The following is an 18073-nucleotide window of genomic DNA, read 5'->3' on the forward strand; positions in this document are numbered from 1 at the left end:
TGTGTCAGGCGTTGACCGGCTCGTCCTTGCCGGTCGCCGGCGCCTCCGGAGCGCCGGGGGCGTTCTCCGGGAAGTGGCAGGCGACGCGGTGGCCGCTCGCCAGCTCCGCCAGCGGCGGCTCGACCTTCTTGCAGATCTCCTGCGCCTTCCAGCAGCGGGTGTGGAAGCGGCAGGCGGGCGGCGGGTTGAGCGGGCTCGGCACGTCGCCGGTCAGGCGGATGCGCTCGCGCCCGGCGCGGCCCCGCGGGTCGGGCACCGGGACGGCCGACAGCAGGGCGTTGGTGTAGGGGTGCATGGGCGTCGCGTACAGGCTCTTGCGCTCGGCGATCTCGACGATCTTGCCGAGGTACATGACGGCGACGCGGTCGCTGATGTGGCGGACCACCGACAGGTCGTGCGCGATCACCACGTAGGTGAGGTCGAGCTCGTTCTGCAGGTCCTCCAGCAGGTTGACCACCTGGGCCTGGATGGACACGTCGAGCGCCGAGACCGGCTCGTCGGCGATGATGAGCTTGGGCTTGAGCGCGAGCGTGCGGGCGATGCCGATGCGCTGCCGCTGGCCGCCGGAGAACTCGTGCGGGTAGCGGTTGTAGTGCTCGGGGTTGAGGCCGACGAGTTCGAGGAGGTCCTGGACGGCCTTCTTGACGCCGTTCTCGGTCTGGACGCCCTGGATGCGGAACGGGGCGCCGACGATGGCGCCGACCGTGTGGCGGGGGTTCAGCGACGAGTACGGGTCCTGGAAGATCATCTGCATGTCGCGCCGGAGCGGCCGGAGCCGGCCCTGGCTCATGTGCGTGATGTCCTGGCCCTCGAACATGACCTGGCCGCCCGTGGGCTCCAGCAGCCGGGTGACCAGCCGGCCGGTGGTGGACTTGCCGCAGCCGGACTCCCCCACCAGGCCGAGGGTCTCGCCCTTGTAGACGTCGAAGCTGATGCCGTCCACGGCCTTGACGGCGCCGACCTGGCGCTGGAACAGGCCCTTGGTGACGGGGAAGTGCTTCTCCAGGTCGCGGACGGACAGGAGCGGCTCGCCCTGCCGGGCGGGCGCGGTCTGCGTCGCGGGCTGGGTCTGTGGCTCGGTCACGGGGTCTCCAGCACTGGCTTGATCTCGTTCTCCCACAGGTCGCGCCGCTCGGCCGGGCTCATGTGGCAGCGCACCAGGTGGCCGCCCTCGGTCTCGGCGAGCGCGGGCGCCTCGGTGCGGGCCTTGTCGCCGGTGCGCTCGGTGTACGGGCAGCGCGGGTGGAAGGCGCAGCCCGGCGGCACGTTGATGAGCGACGGCGGGCTGCCCTTGATCGGGAGGAGCCGCTCGGTGGGCTCGCGGTCGAGACGGGGCATCGACCCCAGGAGACCCCACGTGTAGGGGTGCTCGGGACGGTAGAAGATGTCGTCGGCCGAGCCGTACTCGATGCACTTGCCGCCGTACATGACGAGGATGTCGTCGGACAGCTCGGCGACCACGCCCAGGTCGTGCGTGATGATGATGAGCGCGGAGTCGAACTCGCGCTGCAGGTCGCGCATGAGGTCGAGGATCTGGGCCTGCACGGTGACGTCGAGCGCGGTGGTCGGCTCGTCGGCGATGAGCAGCTCGGGGTCGCACGAGAGCGCCATGGCGATCATGGCGCGCTGGCGCATGCCGCCGGAGAACTCGTGCGGGTAGGAGTCGACGCGGCGGCCGGGCTCGGGGATGCCGACGCGGCCCAGCATGTCGATCGCGTGCTTGCGGGCCACGGCCTTGGTGACCTTGTTGTGGATGCGGTACGCCTCCACAATCTGGTCGCCGACGGTGTAGAAGGGGTGCATCGCCGACAGCGGATCCTGGAAGATCATCGCCATCTTCTTGCCGCGCAGGCCGCGCACGTGCTCCTGCGAGGCGCCGACGAGCTCCTCCCCGTCGAGCCAGATCTCGCCGGAGATGTTCGCGCCGCGGCCCTTGTGCAGGCCGAGGATGCCCAGGCTGGTGACCGACTTGCCGGACCCGGACTCGCCGACGATGCCGAGCGTCTTGCCGCGTTCGAGGCCGAAGGTCACCCCGTCCACGGACCTGACCAGGCCGTCGTCGGTCGGGAAGTGGATCTTCAGGTCTTTGACGTCGAGAAAGGGGCTCACGCCAGCCTCACCCTCGGGTCGACGACCGCGTAGAGCAGGTCGACGATCAGGTTGGCCAGGATGATGAAGGCGGCCGCGATCAGCGTGACGCCCATCACCTGGGGGAGGTCGTTGTTGCTGATGGCGTCGACGGCGTACTTGCCGATGCCGGGCAGCGAGAACGTGCTCTCGGTGAGCACCGCGCCGCCGAGCAGCAGTCCGAGGTCGAGGCCGAACATCGTGAGCACGGGCGTGAGCGTGGCGCGCAGGCCGTGCTTGAGCACCACGACCCGTTCGGCCAGGCCCTTGGCCCGGGCCGTGCGGATGTAGTCCTCGGACATGGTCTCCAGCATGCCGGCGCGGGTGAGCCGGGCGTAGCCGGCCGCGTACAGGAAGGCCAGCGTCACCCAGGGCAGGATCAGGTTGTTGGCCCAGGTGAGCGGGTCCTCGGAGAACGGCACCCAGTCGGCCACGTCGCCGACCAGGCCGAGCTGGTCGCGGAAGATGGCCAGGGACACGATGCCGGTGAAGAAGATCGGCAGCGAGACGCCGGCCAGGGCGATGCCCATGGACAGGCGGTCGAAGAAGCTGCCCCGCCTGAGCGCGGAGACCACGCCGGTCGCCACGCCGAAGATGACCCACACGACGGCCGCGCCGAGCGCCAGCGACAGCGTGATCGGCAGCCGGTTGAGGATGTCGGGCAGGACGGGGTTCTGGCTCACGTACGAGTAGCCCAGGCAGGGGGCCGGGCAGTGCTCGATACCGGGGCCGTAGTTGCGGTCGACACCCGTGAAGATGCCCTTGACGAACCGCCCGTACTGCACGATGACCGGGTCGTTGAAGCCCAGCCGGATGGCCGTGTCGTGGATGACCTGGGCGTTGGCCGCCTTGCCCACGTACCGGGAGGCGAGGTCGTCAGCAGACATGCCAGCGAGCCGAGGCACGAGGAAGAAGATGGCGAACGTCGCGATGCTCACCACGAAGAGCAGCATGACGGCAGCTATCAACCGTCTGACAATGTATGTGAACACTGATCTCGGCCACGGCGGCCGGGCCTTGTGGGCCCGGCCGCCAAGCCTTCACCTGCTTTCGACGGACGTTCCGGCGGGACTGCCGGCCGGGTACTACTGGGTGCTCAGCGTGAGGAACTCGTACATGCCCCAGTTCTGGCTGACGAAGACGTTCTTCAGGGTCGGCGGCCGGTAGAACAGGCCGTGCGCCCACACGTAGGGCAGGATGAACGCCGAGTCCATGACCTGCTTGTCGACCTGGGCCCAGATGGCGCCGCGCTTGGTGGCGTCCGTCTCGGCCGCGGCCTGGTCGATCAGCGCGTCGATCTTGGGGTCCTTCACGCCGAGGTTGGTGTTACCGGCGGGACGGATGACCCGGCTGTCCACGATCTGCTGGAAGAAGCCGAAGCCCTCGGGGTAGTCGGCGCCCCAGCCGTAGACCATGAGGCCCAGGCCGTTCTTCTTGGCGAAGTCGGGCTTGCCGGCGTAGAGCTTGAAGTAGTCACCCTGCGGGTAGCCCTTCAGGTCCAGCTTGATGCCCACGCGGCCGAGCGACTGCTGCAGCGCCTCGGCGGTCTGCTTCTCGGCGGCGCGCTCGTTGCGGAAGGAGATGGTGGTGCTGAAGCCGTTGGGCTGGCCGCAGGCCGCCAGCTCCTCCTTGGCCTTGTCGACGTTGCCGCCGGGGGTGGCCTCGACGCCGTACGGGTCGATCTTCTGGTAGCCGGTCATCTTCGGCGGCATGAGGCTCAGGGCCACGTCGCCACCGGCGTCGGGGCCGCCGTAGGCGCCCTGGATGGCCGAGCGGTCGGCCGCGTAGAGGACCGCCTTGCGGCAGTGGATGTTGTCGAACGGCTTGACGTCACCGTTGATGTTGGTGAACCAGGTCCGGTCGATCAGGGCCGAGTCGGCGTACTGCTTGACCTTCTCGTCGGTCAGGACCGTCTTGCGGGCGTTGGCCGCGACACCGGTGCTGTTGACCTTGACGTCGATCTTGCCGGACAGCAGGCGCTGGTCGAGGTCGTCCTCGTTCTGGCCCAGCAGCACCTCGATGGAGTCGTTGAGCTGCTTGCGGTTCGGGTCGGTCGCCGCGTCCCAGTTCGGGTTCTTCACGAGCTCGATGCGCTTGGTGAGCTCGTGCGACTTGAACATGTACGGGCCGGTCGCGACCGGGTGCTCCTTGTACTTCGAGCCGGTGTCCTTGGCCTCGGGCACGGGGGCCGTCTGCGGGAGCATGGCGAAGTAGTCGAAACCGCCGTACGCCTTCTTCAGGTGGAAGACGATCGTCCGGTCGTCGGGCGTCTCGATGCCCTTCCAGGAGTCGAGCTTGCCCTTCATCTTGTACGGGCCGGTGTAGTCGCCCGTGTCGAGCCAGTCGTTGAAGTAGGTGGGGCCGCTGGGCAGGATGTCCTTGTCCAGGGAGCGGGCCACGGCGTACTTCACGTCCTTGGACGTGACCGGGGTGCCGTCCTCGAACTTCACGCCCTCGCGCAGCTTGTACGTCCAGGTCTTGCCGCCGTCGCTGGGCTTGCCCAGGTCCTCGGCGAGGTCGCCGACGAGCTGGAGGCCCTCCTCGCCCGGCACCGGCTTGAACATGGTCAGCGCGCGCGTGTAGAAGCGGGCGAAGTTCCACGCGTAGCCGTAGTACATGTCGCCCGGGTCGACCGAGTCGAAGTCACCGGGCATGCCCATCCGGAGCGTGCCACCGGTCTTCGTCGACGGGTTGACGACCTGCGTCACCGCCGCCTTGTACTGGCTGGCGGGCGCCGCGTCGCCGCCGCCGGTGGAGCTCTTGGAGCCACCGCCGCCGCCACCGCAAGCGGAGGCGACCAGGGCGAGGGCGGCGGTCACCGCGACCGCCGACGCAGTTGATCTTATCTTCATCGACCTGACACACCCCTTGATCTGGGAGTTCGTAGCACTTGCGGAAACCTCACGAGGTCTATCGCGCCTTGGGGTCGAATGCGTCCCTGAGGCCGTCACCGAGCAGGTTGAACGCCAGCACGGTGATGAAGATCGCGAGACCGGGGAAGAGCATGAAGTTCGGCGCGACGTCGTAGTTGTGGACGGCCTCGGCGAGCATGCCTCCCCACGTCGGGGTCGGCGGCCGCACGCCCACGCCCAGGAAGGACAGCGCGGCCTCGAAAAGGATGTTCGACGGGATCAGCAGCGTCGAGTAGACCAGGATCGGCGCGATCAGGTTGGGCAGGATCTCCTTGAACAGGATCACGTGGTTGCGCGCGCCGAGACTGCGGGAGGCGTCGACGAACTCGCGTTCTCGCAGCGAGAGGGTCTGCCCCCGGATGATGCGCCCGATGTAGGGCCAGTTGAAGAAGCCGATGATGAACACCAGCAGGCTGATCCGGAGTGTGTCGCCCGACATGCCGAACGCCTTGTCGGGGATCACCCCCGCCAGCGCCAGAGCGAACACCAGCAGCGGGAAGGCCAGGAAGATGTCCATGGCCCGGCTGATGATGGTGTCGATCCAGCCGCCGAAGAAGCCGGCGATCATCCCGAGCACGGTGCCGAGCACCACGCAGAGCAGGGTCGCGAAGAACGCGATCAGCAGGGAGATGCGCGCTCCGTACACGATGCGACTGAACAGGTCGCGGCCGGTGGTCGGCTCGACACCGAACAGGTAGTCCCAGCTGATGCCGCCGAACGCGCCGATCGGCGCCTGGATGGCCGGGTCGATCTTCTCCCGGTGCCACTCGGCCGGTGGGTGGCCGAGCCAGGACACGATCAGCGGCGCGAAGATCGCGATCAGGATGAGCAGCACGATGACGATGCCGCCGGCCATGGCGACGCGATCGCGCCTGAGGCGCATCCAGGCGATCTGACCGAGGGAACGCCCCCGGATGGCCGAAGACTGCGCCCCTTCGAGAACGGTCTCCGGTCCGGCCTCGACAGCCGATTCCGGCAGATCGAGCGGTGCGGTCATTCCAGTAGCCCCCTGGATTCCAGACGACGTCGTCCGTGTGTGCGGCGCGGTCCCGGTCGGGGTGGACGCCCATGCTTGGCAGACCGCGGTGTCGCGGCCCCAGGAGGCAGAATCTATGGCCTGAGCTGGTGTGACTAGCCCCTCATCGGCCGATGTGGCTCAACTGTGACTGACGCGAAACTCATTCGTATCGATCTTGAACGGGATGTCAGGAAGCCATCGCGATTCTGTCCCGGATCTGTGACACAAGCTTAGTCACTTGATGCCGCGCCGCCGGAGGATGTCCTCGATGTCGGAGAAGTCGTCGTCGCTCTTGCGCTTCGCCGGGGCCTCGACCGCAGGCTTGCCCGTCTGAGCGGGCCGTCCACCGGCGACCGCCGGGGCCTCCGCCGGGCCGGCCGGGGCCTCCTTGCCGCCCTTGCCGCCCTTGCGGCGTTCGCCGTCGCGGGACAGCGCGCGGCCCCGCAGCACCCCGGAGGCCACGAACAGGACCGCGGACACGCCCGCCACCGCGACGCCGGCCCACACGAAGGGGCTGAACACCAGGCTCGTGACGAAGCCCACGACCGTCGTGCCGATCGTCCACAACGCCTGCAGCGCCCCGGTCAGGTAGGCCGCCAGGGGCAGCAGCGCCCACGCCGCCACCCGCATGCCCGCCGCCACTCCCCTGCGCCGGAACGCCAGGAAGCTGAGCACCAGCCCCACGGCGGTCAGGCCGACGCACAACGGGAACCAGGTCGCGATCTGTCCGGACATTCGGCCGCCCCTCGTTTCGACTACGTCCCCATCCTGGCACGCGGGCGCGTCTCAGCCGCTCCTCCGCGAGGACCACTTCTCCCTTAGGGGACGATCCAGGCATCTCAGGGATTCCCCGGGTTCCGGGCATACGTCACGGTGCGGGACCGGTGAGGGCGGGGCCGGGGGCGTGAGCCCGGGGTCAGGCCGGGACGAGCGCGCGCAGGTCGGCGATCGTGACCTCGGTCAGCGAGGAGACCACCAGGCGGCCCGGGGCGGGCTCGACGGGCAGGACGCTCGGCACCGCGACCACCGCGCAGCCGGCCGCCGTGGCGGCCGCGACGCCGGTGGGCGAGTCCTCCAGCACCACGCACCGCACCGGCTGCACCCCGAGCAGGCGGGCGGCCGTCAGGTACGGCTCCGGGTCGGGCTTGGTGCGGGTCACGTCGTCGGCCGTGACGACGGCGTCGAAGCGCTCGCGGCCGACGGCCTTGAGCACCGCGTCCGCGATGTCCCTGAGCGACGAGGTGACCAGCGCCACCGGGACGCCCTCGGCGCGCAGCCCGTCGAGCAGCTCGGCCGCCCCGGGCATGACGTGGACGCCCTCGGCCAGCGCGCCGACCATGCCGTCGACCATCCACCGCCACAGGGTCTCGGGCGGCAGGTCGGCGCCGGAGACCTCCAGCATGTACGCGACCGTGCGCTCCATGGAGCCGCCCAGCAGGTGCGCCTGGTGCTCGGCGGACCAGGCGGTGCCGAGCCGGGCCATCACGGCGGTCTCGATCTCCAGCCACACCTTCTCGGTGTCGACGAGGAGGCCGTCCATGTCGAACAGGGCGGCTTGCATGCGTCTCCGATCGGTCGCTGACGGGCGGCGGGTGAGCCGGACATCGACCGTACCCGGACCCGGATGACGGGCGTCCGCCGGGGTCGGCCCCGTACGGACTGCGCCCTTCGGGGGCCCAGGGCCCGGACGGGCCCGGGACCTGGGCGGACGACGGCCGGGTCAGACGTTGAAGTACTTGGCCTCGGGGTGGTGGGCGACCAGGGCGGAGGTGGCCTGCTCGGGGTGGAGCTGGAACTCCTCCGACAGGCTGACCCCGATGCGCTCGGGCGACAGCAGCTCGAACAGCTGCACCTGGTCCTCCAGGTTGGGGCAGGCCGGATAGCCGAACGAGTACCGGCAGCCCTGGATGTTGACCTTGAGCATGTCGTCCAGCGACTCCTCGCCGCCGATGCCCAGCTCGGCCCGGACCCGGGCGTGCCAGTACTCGGCCAGCGCCTCGGTGAGCTGGACCGACAGGCCGTGCAGCTCCAGGTAGTCGCGGTAGGCGTCCTTGGCGAACAGCTCGGCCGTGGCCTCGGAGATCTTGCCGCCCATCGTGGCCACCTGGAACGCCACCACGTCCGTCTCGCCCGACTCGCGCGAGCGGAAGAAGTCGGACAGGCACAGGTGGCGGTCGCGGCGCTGGCGCGGGAAGGTGAAGCGGGTGCGCTCGTCGCCGGCGTCGTCCAGGATGATCAGCGAGTCGCCGTCGCTGACGCACGGGAAGTACCCGTAGACGACGGCCGCCTCCAGCAGGCCCTCGGTCTGGATGCGGTCGAGCCACATGCGCAGCCGCGGCCGGCCCTCGGTCTCGACCAGCTCGTCGTAGTCCGGACCGTCGCCGCCGCGGGTCGGCTTGAGCCCCCACTGGCCGAGGAACAGCGCCCGCTCGTCGAGGAAGGCGGCGTACTCGGTCAGCGAGATGCCCTTGACGATGCGGTCGCCGAGGAAGGGCGCCTTCGGCAGCGGGTTGTCGGCGGCCACGTCGGAGCGGGCGGGCAGCTCCTCGACGGGGGTGCGCTGGAGCACCGCGCCGGTCTTGACGCGGCGCTCGCGCAGCGGCGGCAGCGTCGCGCCGGCCACGCCGCGCTTGACGGCCATGAACGAGTCCATGAGCCGCAGCCCCTCGAACGCGTCGCGGGCGTAGCGCACCTCGCCCGCGAACAGCTCGGCGAGGTCCTGCTCGACGTAGGCGCGGGTGAGCGCGGCGCCGCCCAGCAGCACCGGGTACTTGTCGGACAGGCCCCTGGAGTTCATCTCCTCCAGGTTCTCCTTCATGATGACCGTCGACTTCACCAGCAGGCCGGACATGCCGATGACGTCGGCCTTGTGGTCGTCGGCGGCCTCCAGGATCGCCGAGACCGGCTGCTTGATGCCGAGGTTGACGACCTGGTAGCCGTTGTTGGACAGGATGATGTCGACGAGGTTCTTGCCGATGTCGTGGACGTCGCCCTTGACGGTGGCCAGCACGATGCGGCCCTTCGTCTCGCCCTCCACCCGGTCCATGTGGGGCTCCAGGTAGGCGACGGCCGCCTTCATCACCTCGGCCGACTGGAGCACGAACGGCAGCTGCATCTGGCCGGAGCCGAACAGCTCGCCGACCGTCTTCATGCCGTCGAGCAGCACGTCGTTGATGATCTCCAGGGCGGGCCGCTGCTCCATGCCGGCGTCGAGGTCGGCCTCCAGGCCCTTGCGCTCGCCGTCGATGACGCGCCGCTTGAGCCGCTCCCACAGCGGCAGCGCGGCCAGCTCCTCGGCCTTGCCAGCCCGCAGGGCGGCGGCGTCGACGCCCTCGAACAGGTCCATGAAGCGCTGCAGCGGGTCGTAGCCGTCGCGGCGCCGGTCGTAGACCATGTCGAGCGCGACCTGGCGCTGCTCGTCCGGGATGCGGGCCATCGGCAGGATCTTGGAGGCGTGGACGATCGCCGAGTCGAGGCCGGCGTTGACGCACTCGTTGAGGAACACCGAGTTGAGCACCATCCGCGCGGCCGGGTTGAGGCCGAAGGAGATGTTGGACAGGCCCAGCGTGGTCTGCACGCCCGGGTAGCGGCGCTTGAGCTCGCGGATGGCCTCGATGGTCTCCAGGCCGTCGCGGCGGGTCTCCTCCTGGCCGGTGGCGATGGGGAAGGTCAGGCAGTCGACGATGATGTCCTCGACCCGCATGCCCCAGTTGCCGGTCAGGTCCTCGATGAGGCGGGTGGCGACGCGCACCTTCCAGTCGGCGGTGCGGGCCTGGCCCTCCTCGTCGATGGTCAGGGCGACCACGGCCGCGCCGTGCTCGCGGACCAGCCGCATGATCTTCTGGAAGCGGGAGTCGGGGCCGTCGCCGTCCTCGTAGTTGACGGAGTTGACGGCGGCGCGCCCGCCGAGCATCTCCAGGCCGGCCTGGAGCACCGCCGGCTCGGTGGAGTCGAGCATGATCGGCAGCGTGGAGGCGGTGGCGAAGCGGAAGGCCAGCTCGCGCATGTCGCCGACGCCGTCGCGGCCGACGTAGTCGACGCACAGGTCGAGCATGTGGGCGCCGTCGCGGGCCTGGTCGCGTGCCATCTCGACGCAGTCGTCCCAGTGGCCCGCCAGCATGGCCTCGCGGAACGCCTTGGAGCCGTTGGTGTTGCACCGCTCGCCGATGGCCAGGTAGGAGGTGTCCTGCCGGAACGGGACGGTCTGGTAGAGCGAGGACGCGCCCGGCTCGGGGTGCGGGCGGCGGGCGGCGGGCTCGCGGCCGCGGACCCGCTCGACGACCTGGCGCAGGTGCTCGGGCGTGGTGCCGCAGCAGCCGCCGACCATCGACAGGCCGTAGTCGCGGGCGAAGGTGTCGTGGGCGTCGGCGAGCTCCCCGGCGCTCAGCGGGTAGTAGGCGCCGTCGGAGGTCAGCACCGGCAGGCCCGCGTTGGGCATGCAGGACAGCCTGAGCCGGGAGTGGCGGGCGAGGTAGCGCAGGTGCTCGCTCATCTCGGCGGGGCCGGTGGCGCAGTTGAGGCCGATCACGTCGACGCCGAGCGGCTCGATCGCGGTGAGCGCGGCGCCGATCTCGGAGCCGAGCAGCATCGCGCCGTTGGTCTCGATCGTCACCTGGGCGATGATCGGCACGTCGCGGCCGGCGGCCTCGGCGGCCCGCTTGGCGCCGATGACGGCCGCCTTGACCTGGAGGAGATCCTGGCAGGTCTCGATGATGAGGGCGTCGGCGCCGCCGGCGATCAGTCCGGCGGCGTTGTCGCGGTAGGCGTCGCGCAGGCTGGCGTACGGCATGTGGCCGAGGGTCGGCAGCTTGGTGCCGGGGCCCATGGAGCCGAGCACGAAGCGCGGCCGGTCGGGGGTGGACCAGTGGTCGGCCCGCTCCCGGGCGATGCGCGCGCCCGCCTCGGAGTACTCGAAGACCCGGTCGGAGATGTCGTACTCGCCGAGGGCGGCGAGGTTGGCGCCGAAGGTGTTGGTCTCGACGCAGTCGACGCCGACGGCGAAGTAGGCGTCGTGGACGCCGGCGACGATGTCGGGCCGGGTCACGTTGAGCACCTCGTTGCAGCCCTCGTGGCCCTGGAAGTCGTCGAGGGTCGGGTCCTGCGCCTGAAGCATCGTGCCCATGGCGCCGTCGGCGACGATCACTCGCTGGGACATGGCTTCACGGAAGGCGGACGCGGAGCTGCTCATGGCGCTCAGCTTATCGGCTGCGCTGGAGCCGGGCTGGAGCGGACACGAGTTTTCGATCATCGAGGATCGCGGGGCCGCCTCCGAGGGGCCCGCCAGGGGCCGGGGGTGTGCGGCGCCGTCACGCGATCCCGGCGCTCGCGGATGGTGCGCGGCCGTCCCGCGTCTGGTAAAGCTGATCATCGCCACTCGGTGACATGAGCGGCTCCTCACCGCATAGGCTAAGCGGGACGGAGAAGAGAGGAGGCGACACATGATAGAGCTCGAAGGGCTCCCCGAGCTCGTCGACCCGGTGCTCATCGCCGCGTTCGAGGGGTGGAACGACGCGGGCGAGGCATCCAGCGGTGTGATCGCCCACCTCGAGTCCGCGTGGAAGGCCGAGCCGCTGGTCGCGCTCGACCCCGACGACTATTACGACTTCCAGGTCACCCGGCCGGTCGTGGAGATGGGCGACGGGCTGACCCGGTCGATCGTGTGGCCGACCACCCGGCTCCTCCACGCCCGCCCGCCGGGCCTGGAGCGCGACGTGGTGCTGCTACGGGGCATCGAGCCCAACATGCGCTGGCGCTCGTTCTGCGCCGACATCATCGAGGTCTGCCGCGAGCTGGGCGTGGAGCTGGCCGTCATGCTGGGCGCGCTGCTCAACGACTCGCCGCACACCCGTCCGGTGCCGATCCTGGGCGGCGCGACCGACGAGGAGCTGGCCCGCTCGACCAACCTGGAGCTGAGCCGCTACGAGGGCCCCACCGGCATTGTGGGGGTGCTCCAGCACGCCTTCGGCGAGGCGGGCATGAAGGCCGTGTCGCTGTGGGCGTCGGTGCCCCACTACGTCGCCCAGCCGCCCAACCCGAAGGCGACGCTGGCGCTGCTGCGCCGCCTGGAGGACGTCCTCGACATCCCGATGCCGCTCGGCGACCTCGACGAGGAGGCGCGCGCGTGGGAGCGCGGCGTCGACGAGCTGGCGTCCCAGGACAGCGAGGTGGCCGAATACGTCAAGGAGCTGGAGGACCGCAAGGACGCGGCGGAGCTCCCCGAGGCCAGCGGAGACGCGATCGCGGCGGAGTTCGAGCGGTACCTCCGGCATCGCGACACCGATACTGACAGCTAACTTCCAGCATTACGGCCGCGCCTTCGGGGCGGCTTTCGGGTCATAATCAGGGCCGTACGACGGCCAGGGCGAGCCGGTCCCCTTTCCGGCCCGGGCCTGGACGAGGTTGAGCCAGGAGAGTCGGGCGTGCGCCGGTCACAGGGGCGTCACCCCGCCCCGATCCACGTGACCGCCCACGTAAGGCCCCCCATGGTGACATCTCACGTAGACCCGCACCAGCGAAGCCAGGACGCCAGGCGACGCGTCCTGGAGATGGCGCTCTCCCTGCGCGACGGGCCCCCGGGCGGCTCGGTCGACCACTTCCTCGCACTGCTGCAGTACCGCCTGCCGTTCTGGCTGAGCGTGCTGCACGACCTGACGCACCACGCCGGCCGCGGCACGGTCGCGGGCAACCTCGTGCCGGTGGCGCGGGCGGGCCTCGACTACCACCTGGAGGTGCAGGCGGCGGCGCTGCCCGCGTTCAGCTCGCCGAACGTGACGGTGCGCATCCGCGAGGCGCTGCGCGCCGCGGGGTTCGGGCCGGAGGCGGAGGTGGCGCCGCTGGCCGCGTACCTGGAGGAGGAGCGGCGGCTTGGCCGGGTGGCGGCCGGCGTGGACCCGGAGGCGAGCGCGCGGCTGCTGCTCGCGGGGTGCTTCCACCGGGCCTACATCGAGCTGTTCGTGGGGGCGGACATGGTGCCGGCGCGCGAGGTGAGCGCCGAGGAGATCGTCCGCGAGCTCCGCCTGGAGCCGCCTTCCTGACCCTCGGCCCGCCCTGACCCGGAACGGGGTCAGGCGGTGGCGGCGCGGGGTGTGAGGGCGGCCTCGTCGTAGCGGTTCCACACCAGCGAGGCGACGTCCGGGTCGGCGCCCAGGGGGTCGGTGACCAGGTCGGCGCCCGCGGCCAGGAGGCGGCCGTGGAAGAAGCCGGGCGCCAGCACGTACGACGCGACGGCCACCCGCCGGGCGGGACCTGAACGGAGCCGTTCCAGCGCCTCGGCCGGCGTGGGCGTCCCCGCCGAGGCGAACGCCGCCGTGACCGGCCGGCCGAGCCGCACCGCCAGGCGGTGGGCGGCGGCGCGCACGTCGGCCAGCGCCGACGGGTCGGACGAGCCCGTCGCGCCGAGGATCACCGCGTCCGTACGGCGCAGCCCCGCGCGGCCGAGCCCGCGGGCCAGCGCGGAGGTCAGCAGCCCGTGAGGACCCAGCGGGGCGGCCATGAGCGCGTCGGGCCGGTGCGCGGCCAGGACGGCGGGCAGGTCCACGCGCACGTGGTAGCCGCCGGCGAGCAGCAGCGGCACCACAACCACGGGGCCGGGCACGGCGGGGAGCACGTCGCGCAGGAGCGGGCGGCTGATCTCCAGGTAGGCCAGTTCGACGCGGCGGCCGGGCCGCTGGCGGCGTATGACGGCGGCCAGCTCGGCGAGGGTCCGCTCCCCCGCGGCGCTGCGCGTCCCGTGCGCGGCCAGCACCAGCGTGGGGGCGCCACCGGCCCGGCTCCGCGCCGCGCCTGCCGCGCCGCCCGTTCCGTTGCTCACCCGATCGGCCGCCTCCGCCGAAGAGACGGCTCGCACGTCGCGGCCCCCGAAGGCGGCGGGCTGAAGGCTCATGCCGGCGGACGGGAAGCCCGGCCCCACACGCGGGAGACTCACGCTCGCGGACGGAAGAGTCAGCCCGGTGGACGGAAGGCCCGGGCCCGCGGGCGGCAGGCTCAGGTCGGCGGGCGGAAGGCTCAGGTCGGCGGGCGAGAGACCCGACACGGCAGGCGGAAGCCTCGGGCCCGCGGGTGGGAGGCGCGGGTCGGCGGGTGGGGGGTTCTGGTTGTCGTGGGGGCGCCGGGGTCGCGGGGTCACTGGTGTGCCTCGTGGGAGCAGGCCAGGCGGTAGCCGCGTTTGACGACCGTCTCCACGATGCCGCCGGGCCCGAGGGCGCGCCGGAGCCGGGTGATCGCCATCTCCACCGCGTGCTCGGCCGAGTCGCGGGCGACGCTGCCGGGCAGCACCGTGCGCAAATCCGTGCGGGACACCACGTGGCCGGGCTTGTCGGCCAGCCGCTTGAGCACCGCCATAGGCGCGGGCGGCAGCGGACGCAGCTCGCCGTCCACGACGACGGCGTGGCCGCGGATCTCCATGTGGTGTCCGCCGGCGACGACACGGGTGACACCGTGCTCGGGCAGGTGGCGGGCCAGGGCGCGGGCGAGCGAGCCGAGCCGGGAGCGTTCCGGCTGGAGCGTCGGGACGCCGCGGGAGACGAGCGGCTCGGCGGTGACGGGTCCGACGCAGGCGGCGACCACCCGGTCGCCGAACGCGTTGAGCAGCGCCTCCTCCACCCCTTCGGCGCGGGCGGCGGCGAGCATGGCGTGAACGGCCGGCGCGCTGGTGAAGGCCACGGCGTCCACGGCGCCGGAGATCGTCTGGGTGATGAGGCGGCGCAGCGGCGAGGGGTCGCGGTAGGGCAGCCAGCGGTAGACGGGGATCTCGATCACCTCGGCGCCCGCGCCGCGCAGGTCGGCGACGAAGTCGGCCAGCGGCTCCCCGTGGAGCTGCACCGCGATGCGCCGGCCCCGCAGGTCCTGGGCGAGCAGGTGCTCCTTGACCTCCTTGCAGGAGTCGGTGGAGGGCGTCCAGTGGTCGTCCAGGCCGGCGGCGCGGACCGCTCCCCTGGCCTTGGGGCCGCGGGTGAGCAGGCGGGCGCGGGCGAGCTGGGCGACCAGCTCGCCGGACAGGCCCCATCCCTCGGCCGCGGCCACCCAGCCGCGAAAGCCCACGCCGGTGGTCACCACCACGTCGTCGAGGGGCCGTTCCAGGCTGTGGCGGGTGGCGGCCAGCAGGTCGGCGTCCTCGGCGAGCGGCACCAGGCGGATCGCCGGGGCGCTGACCACGCGGGCGCCCCGCCGTTCGAGCAGCGCGCCGAACTCCTCGCGCCGCCGGGTGGCGGTGACGCCGACCGTGAAGCCGGACAGGGCGTTGGGGGCCGTCTCGTGGGGGCGGGCCCGATCCTCGGCCGCCCTCCCGTCGGGGCGGGCCCGATCCTCGGCCGCCCTCCCGTGGAGGCGGGCCTGATCCTCGGCCGCCCTCTCGTCGGGGCGGTCCGGGTCCTCGGCGGCAAGCGGCGCGCTCACGCGGGCACCTCCTGACGGGTCGGGGGCGTCGGCGGGCCCGGCCGGGCCCCGAGCACCCGGCCGGGCATCACAGGCACGTGAACCAGAAGTGAGATCACGCCTTCAATGCTGCTTTCCGGCCGTTTCGCCGCTGGGTCCCGGTTGTTACCGCTGTGCTACAAGCGCCACCGCTGGGCCATACGCGCGGGTGTCACCGCGATGCCACATCCGCCGCACCTCCGGGGTTGATCGCGAGCGGGCGCGGGAAGCCTTCCCGATGACCAAGCGACCTTTCGGGGAGGTTCGGTGACGGTCCGGCCCATCCGCCTGTTCGACGACCCGGTGCTGCGCTCGGTGGCGCAGCCGGTGCGCGACTTCGACCGCGAGCTGCGCGCCGTGGTGAAGTCCCTGACGGCCACGATGCGGGCCGGGCCCGGGCGCGCGGGTCTGGCCGCGCCGCAGATCGGGGTTCCGCTGCGGGTGGTCGCCTACGCGTACGAGGGCCGCTCGGGTCATCTGGTCAACCCGCGCCTGGAGCTGTCGGAGCGCCGTGTGACGGCGGACGAGGCGTGCCTGTCGGCGCCGGGGGTGTGGTGGCCGCTGGAGCGCTCCTACATGGTGGTCGCGCGCGGCCGCGACATGTTCGGCAAGCCCGTGTCGGTCCGGGCGCTGGGCGTGCTGGCCAGGGTGCTGCAGCACGAGGTGGACCACCTGGACGGCGTGCTGTTCAGCGATCACCTGGGAGAGGAGGAGCGGGAACGGTTTCTCGCCGTCGCGCTACCGTCGGGATGAGGGAGCGGCGCTGCTCGGGGTCGGTGCCGCCCCAGACGCCGTTGAGCTGGCGGGTGTCGATCGCGTAGTCGAGGCAGGGCTGGCGGACCGGGCATCCCCGGCATACGGCCTTGGCCTGCTCCACCTGCTCACGGCCCGGGCCTTCCGTCGAGATCGGGAAGAACAGCTCCGGGTCCATGGCCTGGCAGGCGGCCCCGCGCGACCAGTCGTGCATCATCATGCCGACGGCGCCTACCCCTTTCCCGGCGGGTCACACCACTTCGTCCAGCAGCCGGTCCCAGTCGGCCAGGAACCGGTCCAGGCCGTAGCGGGCCAGAGCGGCGGCGCGGGCGGCCTTCCCGGCCTGCGCGGCCCGCTCCGGGTCGGCGGCGAATTCCCGCAGCGCCTCGACCAGCACGTCCACCTTGGTGGAGATGACGCCGGCCTCCTGCGGGACCGCCTCGATCGCCTCGGTGGCGGCCAGGGCGACCACGGGCATGCCGAGCGTCATCGCCTCGATGAGGGCCAGGCCGAGCGAGGTCCACCGGTACGGGTGCAGGTAGACGCGCCGGCGGGCCAGTTCGGCGTGCATGAGGTGCTGCGGGAGGTCCTCGTACGTCCCGTACGGCAGGCCCGCGACCTTCATGCCGAACACGTCGAGCGGCACGGCCGCGTCGAAGCGGGGCAGCAGGTCGGTGCCGGCGACCCGGGTGCGGCGCACCGGCTCGTTGACCACGACGCCGGCCCGGGGCAGCTCCCCGGTGCAGAGGTGCCCGGGGTCGGGGACGCCGTGCTCGATCACCCGGGTGGGCGCGCGGCCGTTGTCCCAGTACAGCTCGTTGAAGTGGGTGACGTGGACGAGCGTGAGGTCGGCGCGGCCGGCGAGGAGGTGGCGGGTGCGCGGCACGTCGCCGGCGGGCGTGTTGTGCTCGACGTAGACGCCGGGCAGGTCGCGGCCGAGCCACTCGCGGGCCAGCTCCAGGTCGCGGGGCCGCTGGCAGACGACCACGTCGAGCGGTTCGTGGCGCAGCCGGTCCCAGGAGACCTCGCGCGCGCTCGCGGGCCAGTCGTAGGTGTCGGCGCGGCCGCGGCCGTCGGGGCCCCGATCGGGGACGAGCGGCAGCACGTACTCGTGCCGGCCGCGGACGAAGGCGTTGGTCCAGGCCCCGTGCACGTGCCAGAGCAGGATCCTCACCAGCGGCTCCAGCCGAGCACCCGGGCGCGGCGCGAGTGGCTGCCGGCGGGCACCGGGCCGCCCTCCACGCCGGCCAGCAGCCGGTCGGTCACCTCGGTGAGGTCGGCGGCGACCTCGGGCGCCTCCAGGACCTCCTGCTGAAGCGTGAGCGGCGTGGGCACGAGGATGCCGCGCGCGCCCGCCGCGCGGGCGGCCTCCATGTCCCTGCCGATGTCGCCGACCACCACGCAGTCGCGCGGGCTGACGTCGAGGACGGCGGCGGCCCTGATGAGCAGGCCGGGCGCGGGCTTGCGGCAGGTGCAGCAGTCGCCGTCGTCGTGGACGCAGATCGCCCACGCGTCGAACGGGCCCAGCAGTTCCTCCACCCGGGCGTTGACCTGGCCCATCTCGTCGGGCGTGATGAGCCCCTTGGCCACCCCCGACTGGTTGGTCACCACGGCCACCGGGATCTCCGCCCGCCGCAGTCGCGACAGCGCCTCGGCCGCCCCGGGCATCGGCTCCACCTTGCGGGGGTCACCGTTGTAGGGAACGTCCTTGATCAGAGTCCCGTCACGGTCGAAGAGCACGGCCCCGGGACCTCGCTGTGTGAACACCACTCACCTCCGTCGCGCCGGCCGGTCTGCTACCCGGCGAATCGCCCCGCTAACAACTACGGAGAGTGACCAATAGCAGGATAAA

At 71.6% G+C, this 18073-nt stretch carries 16 protein-coding genes; 3 read left to right on the plus strand and 13 right to left on the minus strand.

Going from position 1 to position 18073, the window contains the following annotated elements:
- Positions 1-4: 4 nt before the first annotated feature.
- From HTZ77_RS11785 to metH, 8 genes are all read right to left on the minus strand, one after another.
- Positions 5-1084 (minus strand): ABC transporter ATP-binding protein, encoded by a 1080-nt coding sequence (locus HTZ77_RS11785; protein ID WP_175589541.1) that lies wholly within the window; start codon positions 1082-1084, stop codon positions 5-7.
- A complete protein-coding gene (locus HTZ77_RS11790; RefSeq protein WP_175589542.1) occupies positions 1081-2109 on the minus strand; it encodes an ABC transporter ATP-binding protein in 1029 nt (342 codons plus the stop codon). Before HTZ77_RS11790 ends, HTZ77_RS11785 begins: the two co-directional genes overlap by 4 nt.
- A complete protein-coding gene (locus tag HTZ77_RS11795) occupies positions 2106-3119 on the minus strand; it encodes an ABC transporter permease (protein WP_175589543.1) in 1014 nt (337 codons plus the stop codon). The genes HTZ77_RS11790 and HTZ77_RS11795 overlap by 4 nt, the downstream gene beginning before the upstream one ends.
- A 93-nt stretch (positions 3120-3212) precedes the next feature.
- Positions 3213-4979: an ABC transporter substrate-binding protein gene (locus HTZ77_RS11800; RefSeq protein WP_175589544.1), complete on the minus strand. Its 1767-nt coding sequence runs from the start codon at positions 4977-4979 to the stop codon at positions 3213-3215.
- A gap of 58 nt (positions 4980-5037) precedes the next feature.
- Positions 5038-6036: an ABC transporter permease gene (locus HTZ77_RS11805; protein WP_175589545.1), complete on the minus strand. Its 999-nt coding sequence runs from the start codon at positions 6034-6036 to the stop codon at positions 5038-5040.
- A 255-nt stretch (positions 6037-6291) separates the two neighbouring features.
- The gene (locus HTZ77_RS11810) at positions 6292-6792 is read right to left on the minus strand and encodes a cellulose synthase (protein ID WP_175589546.1); all 501 of its coding nucleotides are present in this window, start codon (positions 6790-6792) and stop codon (positions 6292-6294) included.
- Between the two features lie 181 nt (positions 6793-6973).
- The gene (locus HTZ77_RS11815; RefSeq protein ID WP_175589547.1) at positions 6974-7618 is read right to left on the minus strand and encodes an HAD family hydrolase; all 645 of its coding nucleotides are present in this window, start codon (positions 7616-7618) and stop codon (positions 6974-6976) included.
- Between the two features lie 159 nt (positions 7619-7777).
- A complete protein-coding gene (gene metH / locus HTZ77_RS11820) occupies positions 7778-11212 on the minus strand; it encodes a methionine synthase (protein WP_407940496.1) in 3435 nt (1144 codons plus the stop codon).
- Between the two features lie 283 nt (positions 11213-11495).
- Here metH and HTZ77_RS11825 point away from each other — a divergent pair, with 283 nt between their 5' ends.
- Entirely contained in the window at positions 11496-12350 is an 855-nt protein-coding gene (locus tag HTZ77_RS11825) for a PAC2 family protein (RefSeq protein ID WP_175589549.1), read from the plus strand.
- 192 nt (positions 12351-12542) lie between these two features.
- Positions 12543-13091, plus strand: coding sequence for a hypothetical protein (locus HTZ77_RS11830; RefSeq protein WP_175589550.1), 549 nt, complete (start codon positions 12543-12545; stop codon positions 13089-13091).
- A 29-nt stretch (positions 13092-13120) separates the two neighbouring features.
- Here the strand turns inward: HTZ77_RS11830 and HTZ77_RS11835 are convergent, their stop codons facing one another.
- Together HTZ77_RS11835 and HTZ77_RS11840 are read right to left on the minus strand one after the other, a co-directional pair.
- The gene (locus tag HTZ77_RS11835; protein WP_235994548.1) at positions 13121-13939 is read right to left on the minus strand and encodes a sirohydrochlorin chelatase; all 819 of its coding nucleotides are present in this window, start codon (positions 13937-13939) and stop codon (positions 13121-13123) included.
- 239 nt (positions 13940-14178) lie between these two features.
- Positions 14179-15450, minus strand: a complete 1272-nt coding sequence (locus HTZ77_RS11840) for a uroporphyrinogen-III synthase (protein ID WP_328808540.1) — start codon at positions 15448-15450, stop codon at positions 14179-14181.
- A gap of 285 nt (positions 15451-15735) precedes the next feature.
- On the opposite strand from HTZ77_RS11840, the gene HTZ77_RS11845 reads away from it, so the two are divergent.
- Positions 15736-16221 (plus strand): peptide deformylase, encoded by a 486-nt coding sequence (locus HTZ77_RS11845; protein ID WP_175589551.1) that lies wholly within the window; start codon positions 15736-15738, stop codon positions 16219-16221.
- On the opposite strand, the gene HTZ77_RS11850 is transcribed toward HTZ77_RS11845, so the two are convergent.
- Genes HTZ77_RS11850 through HTZ77_RS11860 form a run of 3 tightly spaced genes read right to left on the minus strand, consistent with a single transcriptional unit; the run spans position 16157 to position 17988 of the window.
- Positions 16157-16441: a WhiB family transcriptional regulator gene (locus HTZ77_RS11850; protein WP_205302501.1), complete on the minus strand. Its 285-nt coding sequence runs from the start codon at positions 16439-16441 to the stop codon at positions 16157-16159. The two genes, HTZ77_RS11845 and HTZ77_RS11850, sit on opposite strands and share 65 nt — an antisense overlap.
- 30 nt (positions 16442-16471) lie before the next feature.
- The gene (locus tag HTZ77_RS11855; RefSeq protein ID WP_175589552.1) at positions 16472-17395 is read right to left on the minus strand and encodes a glycosyltransferase; all 924 of its coding nucleotides are present in this window, start codon (positions 17393-17395) and stop codon (positions 16472-16474) included.
- A complete protein-coding gene (locus HTZ77_RS11860) occupies positions 17392-17988 on the minus strand; it encodes a D-glycero-alpha-D-manno-heptose-1,7-bisphosphate 7-phosphatase (RefSeq protein WP_312888165.1) in 597 nt (198 codons plus the stop codon). Before HTZ77_RS11860 ends, HTZ77_RS11855 begins: the two co-directional genes overlap by 4 nt.
- Positions 17989-18073: the final 85 nt, after the last annotated feature.

The organism is Nonomuraea montanisoli, assembly GCF_013363975.1.
Classification (GTDB): domain Bacteria; phylum Actinomycetota; class Actinomycetes; order Streptosporangiales; family Streptosporangiaceae; genus Nonomuraea; species Nonomuraea montanisoli.

What these genes read in the sequence shown, in the direction of transcription:
- HTZ77_RS11800 (WP_175589544.1), bottom strand. Translation starts at nt 4,979, where the DNA reads ATGAAGATAAGATCAACTGCGTCGGCGGTCGCGGTGACCGCCGCCCTC.
- HTZ77_RS11805 (WP_175589545.1), bottom strand. Translation starts at nt 6,036, where the DNA reads ATGACCGCACCGCTCGATCTGCCGGAATCGGCTGTCGAGGCCGGACCG.
- HTZ77_RS11810 (WP_175589546.1), bottom strand. Translation starts at nt 6,792, where the DNA reads ATGTCCGGACAGATCGCGACCTGGTTCCCGTTGTGCGTCGGCCTGACC.
- HTZ77_RS11815 (WP_175589547.1), bottom strand. Translation starts at nt 7,618, where the DNA reads ATGCAAGCCGCCCTGTTCGACATGGACGGCCTCCTCGTCGACACCGAG.
- metH (WP_407940496.1), bottom strand. Translation starts at nt 11,212, where the DNA reads ATGTCCCAGCGAGTGATCGTCGCCGACGGCGCCATGGGCACGATGCTT.
- HTZ77_RS11825 (WP_175589549.1), top strand. Translation starts at nt 11,496, where the DNA reads ATGATAGAGCTCGAAGGGCTCCCCGAGCTCGTCGACCCGGTGCTCATC.
- HTZ77_RS11835 (WP_235994548.1), bottom strand. Translation starts at nt 13,939, where the DNA reads ATGAGCCTTCAGCCCGCCGCCTTCGGGGGCCGCGACGTGCGAGCCGTC.
- HTZ77_RS11850 (WP_205302501.1), bottom strand. Translation starts at nt 16,441, where the DNA reads ATGATGATGCACGACTGGTCGCGCGGGGCCGCCTGCCAGGCCATGGAC.